Consider the following 8,605-nt stretch of genomic DNA (forward strand, 5'->3'; position numbering starts at 1 on the left):
TTTTCTCCGTCCCAATTATCCTTTATAAATCGTAAAATAGACCTATCAACCAGTTAACAAATTTGTAAGGTGAGGAATAAGATGGAGGAAAACTGACCAAAATATGGCTTTATGATAAACTATCTTAAGTGAAAATTTCAACCATCTTATGGTGGTTTTTTGCTGTCAAACTGACAAGGAGTTTCAAAGATGCATAAATGGATATATTTATTTGATGAAGTTGGCGAAGCGGAAAAACACGCTGGTGACTGGGATGCAGTTCGTAGTTTGCTGGGAGGTAAAGGAGCGAATCTTGGGGACATGACTCGAATCGGCGTTCCGGTTCCTCCCGGATTTACGGCCACAACCGAAGCTTGTCTGGCGTATCTCGAATCTGGTAATCAATTCCCGAAGGGACTTTGGGAGCAGGAACTGGATGCCATAAAGGCAACTGAATCCGCTACAGGTAAGAAATTTGGTGATCCCAAAAACCCGCTGTTGGTTTCCAGTCGTTCTGGTGCTAAATTCTCCATGCCTGGGATGATGGATACTGTTCTCAACATTGGCATGAACGACGAAGTTGCTGATGGTATGGTTAAGATGACTGGTGATGCGCGATTCGTGTATGATGCTTATCGTCGTCTTGTGCAGATGTTTGGCTCGGTTGTATTAAGGATTGATGATGAAGCTTTTGAGCATCCTTTGAAAGCATATAAAGAAGAGAAGGGCTACAAATCTGACACGGAAATGACAGCCCACGATTGGCAAGCCCTGACTGAGCTTTTCAAAGCTGTCACCAATAAACATAAGGGGTATGATTTCCCACAGGATCCATACGAACAACTGAAGCTGGCAACTGAAGCCGTCTTCAGTTCCTGGAATGGCAAACGCGCTGTTGATTACCGCAATGCGGCCAATATTTCCCATGATCTGGGCACCGCAGTTAATATTCAGACGATGGTTTTTGGCAATATGGAAAACTCAGGAACAGGTGTGGCCTTCACGCGAAATCCATCTACTGGCGAACGCAAGAACTGGGGTGAATATTTGATGAATGCCCAGGGCGAAGATGTGGTCGCGGGAATTCGCAATGCAAAAGAAGTAGGGATGATGAAAGCCGAACTTCCTGAGGCTTACGCTGACTATATCGCCGTTTGTGATAAATTGGAAGCCCATTACCGCGAAATGCAGGATGTCGAATTTACAATTGAGCACGGCAAATTGTGGATGCTCCAAACCCGTAATGGGAAACGAACCGCCAAAGCGGCTGTGACCATTGCTGTTGATATGGCGAATGAAGGCTTGATTTCCAAAGAAGAGGCAGTTACCCGTGTTCAACCCGAACAGGTAGATACACTCCTGCACCCCCAATTTGTGGAAGCAGCCAAACGCGCCGCTGATGATGCAGGCAAGATGTTCGGAACAGGTGTGAACGCGTCGCCCGGAGCGGCTGTTGGTCGGGTCTATTTTGATGCAGACACAGCTGAAGCTAAGGCAAAGGAAGAGGGCCAGGATGTGATCATGGTACGCCCTTTTACCAAGCCGGATGATGTCCATGGCATGCTCGCGGCAAAAGGTATTCTTACCAGCGAAGGTGGCGCAACTTCCCACGCGGCTGTTGTAGCTCGCCAATTTGGTATCCCGTGTGTGGTTGGAGCGTCTGCTGTACGCATAAATATGGAAAAACGGCAATTCGTTTCTGGTGGTGTGACAGTAGTCGAAGGTGATTGGATTTCTGTGGATGGAACCACCGGCGAAGTCTTCCTGGGGAAGATTGATTCCGTTGCCCCGATTTTGGAGGAGCAGACAGACTTGCTCACATTGCTCAACTGGGCCGATGAAATTTCCGCTACCGAAGGGATCCGCACAGCCCCTGAGGGTTGGCCGACCAGGGGTCTCCAGGTTTGGGCCAATGCTGATTATCCCGAAGATGCCCGCCGCGCTCGCTCTTATGGAGCCCAAGGGATTGGACTCTGTCGGACAGAGCATATGTTTTTCGAACCGGAACGCCTGCCCATTGTCCAAAAAATGATTCTCGCAGGTGATGATGTTGAAACGCGTCAGGCTGCCCTCGATAAGCTGCTGCCGTTCCAACGCTCAGATTTTGATGGTCTATTTGAAGCGATGACCGGGCTGCCCGTCATCATCCGCTTGCTTGATCCGCCGCTGCATGAATTTATGCCTGATGAGCGCGAATTGCTCGAGAGTGTGATTGAAGCCCGGGTCAAGGGTGAAGATGCGATTGAAAAAGAAAGGCTTTTGGCGGAAATTGAGGCACTTCACGAGAGCAACCCGATGATGGGATTGCGGGGCGTCCGCCTGAGCGTGATGTTGCCAGAGATCGTGTCCATGCAAGTCCGCGCCATCTTCGAAGCCGCGGCAGATGTCAAATTACGAGGCTTTGATCCACATCCGGAGGTGATGATCCCGTTGACGGGACACGTCAACGAACTGCATTTTATCCAGCCAAAACTGGAGAAGATCGCGGCCGAGGTGATGGCTGAAAAAGGTGTTGAATTCTCCTATAAATTTGGCACGATGATCGAGATCCCCCGCGCCGGCCTGACCGCAGACCAGATCGCTGAAACTGCCGAATTCTTCTCCTTTGGCACCAATGATCTGACCCAGTTTACTTTTGGCTACAGCCGTGATGACGCTGAGCGCAACTTCCTGGTCAAATATGTGGAAGACGGCATCCTCGAGGAAAATCCCTTCCAGACAATTGACCGCACAGGTGTAGGTCAATTGATGGATATTACCGTCAAAAAAGGTCGCGCAACGCGGATTGATCTGGAATGCGGTATTTGTGGGGAGCATGGTGGCGACCCAAATTCAATTGATTGGTGCTATCAAATTGGTTTGAATTATGTATCCTGTTCGCCTTTCCGTGTACCAATCGCCCGATTAGCCGCTGCACATTCCGCGCTGGAGCATCGCGCATAGATTGTTGTTTAGAAAAGAGAAGGGCTGTCATTTTCAAAATGACAGCCCTTTTTTGTAAATTGATTTTAGTTTAGGCTAGGGGCTTGGCCAGATGATCGTCTTTGGTTCGCTGTATCCGTGTTTTTCAACGGTATAGATCACGCCCTGGGACGGGATGGGACACCCTGCTTCATCCTTGACCGTATAGCTGGTCGTGAATTGATCGGAGAACGAAATCGGCCACCACAGATAATATCCATCCTGACAAACGAACATATCCAGGAAATAACCGCGGTCTTTATCTTTGGTCATCTTAACTTGGTTCCAGGTGATGGTAACCTGACTGCCATTGCGGGTGGCAGCAACGTTGCCTGGCGGGCCATATTGATTGTATCCAATTTGTTGCAAGTTGAGTTCATCCAATTTGACAACGGTCTGGATATCCCCACTGACTTCGACTACAGATGGGGCAACCCAACAAAAATAGTCGAGTTTATCGAACTTCACATACAGCCATTTGCTCAAATTCCAACGGCTGCGGACGGTTCCCTTATCGCCTTCATATAGATCTGCAGCGTGCAGGTAAGCGACATTCGGTCCGTATCTGCAGTGTGCCTGAGCAGCACTGACCACCACCCCAGGGAAAGCAAAGGTTGGCGTTGGAGTAATGGTCGGAGTAGGTGTCTGAGTTGGGGTAGCCGTAATCGTAGCCGTAGCCGTGGATGTCAGAGTCGGGGTTAGGGTACTGGTTGGAGTTGTAGTTTCTGTAAATGTGGCTGTCCAAGCGGCTGCGGTCATAGTCGCTTGCTCTTCTGGCGATGGGCCACAAGCAGTCATTAAAAATACGACGTTCAAAATAAATACCAATTTATTCATGAGATGATTTCCTAACAGTGCGCTTCAAAGCAGGTCACGCCCTGTGAGCTGACTACAGCACTGTGAACGATCTTGGCTGGCAATTCCAGGCGGTCACCGGGGTTCAGGGTAATTATTTGATCTTCCTCCGGCAAAATAAAGGTGATAGAGCCGCGCAAAACGTAAATGATCTTGTTGTATGTGTGGACATGAGGCGGGTAGAGATCATTTGGGCCATTTGACCAGGGTTGATAGGATAAACTCTCCTCTTTCAGAAATTGGCCAATAGCTACTTCCGTGGGGACCTCGCCTGCTTCCCAAGGGGTAATTTTTGGCTTCAAAAAGCTGGATGATCTCAAAATAATTCCTCCAAATGATTACTTTCTCAAATCAGCAAAACTTCCTACTTCAACATTTTCCAAATATTTTTTCAAATCTTTTGTCTTGATGATGATCGCGGTGCCGCGTTGACCGGATCCCCAGAGAGATTTCCTCTGGAGAAAAGACACTTTTATCAGCAAGCAAGCGTAAGGGCTGTTTCAAGCCAATTGGCGCTACGGTGCCGATTGGATAGCCTGTGACACGCAGCACCTCATCTTTGGTTGCCATCGTCATGCGTGATTGTCCAAGATGGGCACGCAATGCTGGCCAGGAAAGTTGGGTTGGCCCGGCGATCATAACCAATACAAATTGATCTTTTTCAATCCGAAAGAGAATGCTGCGGATAATTTGAGAGAGGGCTTGCCCTCGGGCCGCTGCAGCCTCTTCAATTGTTTTAACAGGGGTCTGGTGCGTAAATACTTTGTGAGGCACATTTTCCTTATTCAATGCGACAGAAACAGGTGGGATATTATCCATTTTGTTATTATACATCCATGAGACCATGCTATTCATTGACACCCGCAAAGCTTCAATTTATATTTGGGGGAGGATGGTCGTTGGACTGTTCAAACCTATATAAATTCAATTTGGAGGAGTAATGTTTGTACTTAATGTATTATCCGAAAGCGCAGAAGGACCTGATCTGACCTGGCTTCTTTGGCTCGTGCTTGGTCTTTTTGCGTTGATTGTCATTATTGGATGGATCGCCAGCATAAAAGGAGATAAATCTGTCCAGTCCGCATCTTCAGCCTCAGACGACCTGAAAAAGCTTGAGGGAATTGGACCTAAAGTTGAAAAGATTTTAAATAACGCTGGTGTTACCACGTATGCCGGCCTGGCTGCAATGGGTGCGAAGAAAATAGACGAAATCCTGGATGCAGCCAACCTGCAAATGATGGATTCAGCTGGTTGGATAGAGCAGGCCGTATTGGCGAACAAGGGCGATTGGGATGCTCTCGATACATTAATAGATGAACTCAAAGGTGGACGCCGCGCCTAATTGCAATGATCTTTATCCGACCTCGTCAAGGTATTATTTGACGGGATTTTTCTTTGGAAAATAGGTTGGGTATTGGATGGGGTGGGGGAATATTATTGATGTTACCTTAAATTGGTTAATTTTCCCTAAGTAAAACGTCCCGCAGGTTCCCGTGATTTGGATTTTAAAGCAACATAAACCTGCGGGACGCTCATAACTTTTATATCTGAATATCAATAAGAAGCTTCGATCGCTGCGATAGCCTGGCGCGCCAGCCGGGAGATTTCTTTATCTTTTCGATCCGCTGCGATCGCACTTAAGGTCGGCAGAGCCCGGTCATCCTTGAGCTTTTTCAAGGCCCCGATAGTCTCCTTGCGAACAATCGGAGATTTATCTCCGAGCATCTCCAGCAAATGGATGACAGCTTGATCGCCGCCAATCTCACCAAGACCATTCACAGCTTTCATCCGCAGCCATTCAGTTGGGCTGCCAATCGCCTCAACAAGGATTGGAAGTGCGATTTCTTCAAACTCGATCAATGCCTCAAGAGCAGTCTCGGAAACATCGTAGTTATTATCATAAAAAGCCATTTCCAGCCCCTCAAGTATGCGGGGTTCCTTTAGTGGACGGAGTAGTGCAATGGCGAAGCGGCGTACACTGGGTTCTTTATCGCCCATCACCTCGATCAAATCGTCAAGGGCATCCTTGCCAAACGATGCAATTACCCCCATCAGGGTTTCAATCGCTTCATCTCTTCCCAGCCACCAAAAAGAATCCCGTAACGCTTCCGCCAGATACGGGATCGTGATCGGATCATGAATTTCGCCCAATATTTTTGCGGCGGCCATGCGAACATTAATTTCTACATCGTCGAGGAGATCAGCGATATTTGGGTAGGTCTGTGGAGCACGAAATTTCCCCAGTGCTGTGGCAGCTGCAATGCGCACATCGGGGTCGGCATCGCTCAAAGCGACAAGCAGTTGCGGGATTGCCTGTGGATCACCGATCTCACCCAATGTATTTGCTGCAAGGATTTGCTCCTTGAAATTATTCCCTTTAAGCGAGGTGATAAGAAGCTCAAAAGAAGTCTGAATTTTGAGCTTCCCCAATATTTTAAAAACTTCTTCTTTAGTGGCAGGGGGAGCATTTTTCAGGGCTGCACTTAATGCGGGGAGGGCCTGTGCATCCAGTTTGACCAGAATCCGGGCAGACAATTCACGTAATGTCGGATCCTGACTATCCAGTGCAGAGATTAATGTTTCAGCACCTTCTTCTCCCATCTGCAGGAATTCACTGGCAGCCTGACTGCGCTTATTTATGTCATTGCTGCTGAGAGCCTTTAATAATACTCTCGTGCTTTTTTTATCAGAAAGCCAGGCCATAAAGCCACTCCTTTTAATAGACTTTTATTGTACATCGAATTTTCATCTGTCATGATATTATCAGTGTATTCATTTTGATACAGGATTACTTTATGGCTATCCACTTTCTAAATACCTTTTCTTGCAGTGCACATTTTCCGAAAGAATGGGGCACAGGATTGCTCTCTTTGCTGATTGAATCCGAGCAAGGGCTTATTCTGGTTGATGCTGGACTTGGCAGCGAAGAATATAAAAATCCATCTCTTTTTACCAGAATATTTCGCCGGATCACAAAAATGCCTTTTGATCCACGAGAAACGGCGCTCCATCAAATCCGGCAATTGGGGTATCAACCCGAAGACATTCGGCATATACTGTTGACGCATATGCATTTTGACCATTTGAGCGGGATTGCGGATTTTCCTCAGGCGAAAATTCACTTGTTTCGCGATGAGTTTGATGCATTTATGGGGAGAAGAAAGAGCTTTTTCGATTTGGCTTATGTCAGAGAGCATATTGCACATCATCCGGTATTTGTGCTGCATGATTTGACTGATGAAAAGTGGTTTGATTTTGATGCGATTCGGCTCCCCTTTTCGCCAGAGATCTGGCTGATCCCGTTGGTCGGGCACACGCGCGGACATTGCGGGGTAGCTGTCAAAACAGAAAAAGGCTGGCATCTGCATTCTGGCGATGCGGCTGCAGATTTCCGGCAGGATATCCCGGCCTGGGCCATTCGCCTTGTTCTGGGACCGCATGAGCCGCGTCTGCGTGCTTTCGGAGAGGCACACCCCGAAGTGGCATTAACCTCATCGCATATGTTTTTGGATTTCTTTGAAAAAAATGACTGAACACGCCCTGTATTTTCACATCCCCTTTTGCCGCCATCGCTGCGCCTATTGCGATTTCAACACCTACGCCGGGCAGGATGCCCTCATCCCGGCCTACGTGGAGGCCCTTTGTCGCGAGATAGAGATCGTTGGGCAGGCTGCGCCGGAAGAAGTTGAGGCCAGCACAATTTTCTTTGGCGGTGGCACGCCCTCCCTCCTGAGCGTCTCGGATTTCTCATCCATTTTTAAAACTCTCCGACAAAATTTCAATTTGAGAGAAGATGCAGAAATTTCATTGGAGGCCAATCCCGGCACGCTCACGGAGCGCTATCTGGAAGGCCTCTACGCCCTTGGATTCAATCGGCTGAGCCTGGGTGTCCAATCAGCGCATCCCGACGAGCTGCGCATGCTGGAGCGCAACCATTCTTATGGGGATGTCATCTCTGCAGCACTTGCCGCCCGAAAAGCAGGCTTTGATAACCTGAGTTTTGATTTGATCTTTGGTTTGCCGGAACAAAGCCTGGAGCGTTGGCAGGCTACCGTTAAATTGATTTTGGGACTGCACCCCGAGCATCTCTCCCTATATGCCCTGACCATTGAAGAGGGGACCCCCTTTGGGCGTTGGGCCGAGCGTGGAATGCTCCCGCTACCCGATCCCGATCTGGCTGCAGAGATGTATGAGTGGGCAAGTGATTATCTCTATGCAAAGGATTATCAACAATACGAAATCAGTAATTGGACTAAACCGAATCAAGAATGCCAGCATAATCTGCAATACTGGCGCAACCTCCCCTATCTGGGATTTGGTGCCGGTGGACACGGTTATGCCACCGGGATGCGCTATGCGAACATCCTGGGCATTCAGCCCTATATTGATCGGTTATCCCAAGAAAAAAATCAGCTGAGTTTCCCCCTATCACCGGCGGTGGTCAGCAAAGAAATTGTTGGCTCCGAGCAGGAGATGCAGGAACACCTGCTGATGGGTTTGCGCCTGACGAATGAAGGCGTCTCCGCTGAGGCATTTCATACCCGCTTTGGACGCTCGCTGGAAAATGTATTTTCCAAAGAAATTGACGAATTGATCGGGTTGGGTTTGCTTGAGTGGGCAGATAAAAAGACTTCCGAAGTTTCTAAAACTTCGGAAGTCTTACGCCTGACTCCCCGCGGGCGTTTATTGGGGAATCAGGTATTTCTCCGTTTTGTTGAAGATTAAGATGTTTTAGTATAGCCCTGGTTGACAGTAACAATTTGGTTCGCCAAACCAATAATCTGGCGGTTGACAAGAGGGAGGTTGCACG

Annotated in this window: 8 protein-coding genes; 4 read left to right on the plus strand and 4 right to left on the minus strand. The window is 48.2% G+C overall.

Annotated elements, in window-relative coordinates; translation table 11 throughout:
- The first annotated feature begins 189 nt into the window (after window positions 1-189).
- Window positions 190-2,922 carry a pyruvate, phosphate dikinase gene (gene ppdK, locus AC3DOM_RS00910; protein ID WP_487917134.1) on the plus strand — a complete coding sequence of 911 codons (2,733 nt, stop codon included), beginning with the start codon at window positions 190-192 and terminating at the stop codon, window positions 2,920-2,922.
- 75 nt (window positions 2,923-2,997) lie between these two features.
- On the opposite strand, the gene AC3DOM_RS00915 is transcribed toward ppdK, so the two are convergent.
- The 3 genes from AC3DOM_RS00915 to AC3DOM_RS00925 are packed head-to-tail and all read right to left on the minus strand — an operon-like array spanning window position 2,998 to window position 4,614.
- Window positions 2,998-3,777 (minus strand): hypothetical protein, encoded by a 780-nt coding sequence (locus AC3DOM_RS00915; RefSeq protein WP_487917135.1) that lies wholly within the window; start codon window positions 3,775-3,777, stop codon window positions 2,998-3,000.
- Between the two features lie 11 nt (window positions 3,778-3,788).
- A complete protein-coding gene (locus AC3DOM_RS00920; RefSeq protein WP_487917136.1) occupies window positions 3,789-4,115 on the minus strand; it encodes a cupin domain-containing protein in 327 nt (108 codons plus the stop codon).
- Between the two features lie 49 nt (window positions 4,116-4,164).
- Window positions 4,165-4,614 carry an aminoacyl-tRNA deacylase gene (locus AC3DOM_RS00925; RefSeq protein WP_487917137.1) on the minus strand — a complete coding sequence of 150 codons (450 nt, stop codon included), beginning with the start codon at window positions 4,612-4,614 and terminating at the stop codon, window positions 4,165-4,167.
- A 121-nt stretch (window positions 4,615-4,735) separates the two neighbouring features.
- Here AC3DOM_RS00925 and AC3DOM_RS00930 point away from each other — a divergent pair, with 121 nt between their 5' ends.
- Complete coding sequence (locus AC3DOM_RS00930) at window positions 4,736-5,137, plus strand: TfoX/Sxy family DNA transformation protein (RefSeq protein ID WP_487917138.1); 402 nt, start codon at window positions 4,736-4,738, stop codon at window positions 5,135-5,137.
- 212 nt (window positions 5,138-5,349) lie between these two features.
- Here the strand turns inward: AC3DOM_RS00930 and AC3DOM_RS00935 are convergent, their stop codons facing one another.
- Window positions 5,350-6,498 (minus strand): HEAT repeat domain-containing protein, encoded by a 1,149-nt coding sequence (locus AC3DOM_RS00935; RefSeq protein WP_487917139.1) that lies wholly within the window; start codon window positions 6,496-6,498, stop codon window positions 5,350-5,352.
- 92 nt (window positions 6,499-6,590) lie between these two features.
- Here AC3DOM_RS00935 and AC3DOM_RS00940 point away from each other — a divergent pair, with 92 nt between their 5' ends.
- Window positions 6,591-7,328 (plus strand): MBL fold metallo-hydrolase, encoded by a 738-nt coding sequence (locus AC3DOM_RS00940; protein WP_487917140.1) that lies wholly within the window; start codon window positions 6,591-6,593, stop codon window positions 7,326-7,328.
- Window positions 7,321-8,520, plus strand: a complete 1,200-nt coding sequence (gene hemW / locus AC3DOM_RS00945; protein ID WP_487917141.1) for a radical SAM family heme chaperone HemW — start codon at window positions 7,321-7,323, stop codon at window positions 8,518-8,520. The genes AC3DOM_RS00940 and hemW overlap by 8 nt, the downstream gene beginning before the upstream one ends.
- The last annotated feature ends 85 nt before the right edge of the window (window positions 8,521-8,605 follow it).

This window comes from Candidatus Desulfolinea nitratireducens (genome assembly GCF_982879505.1).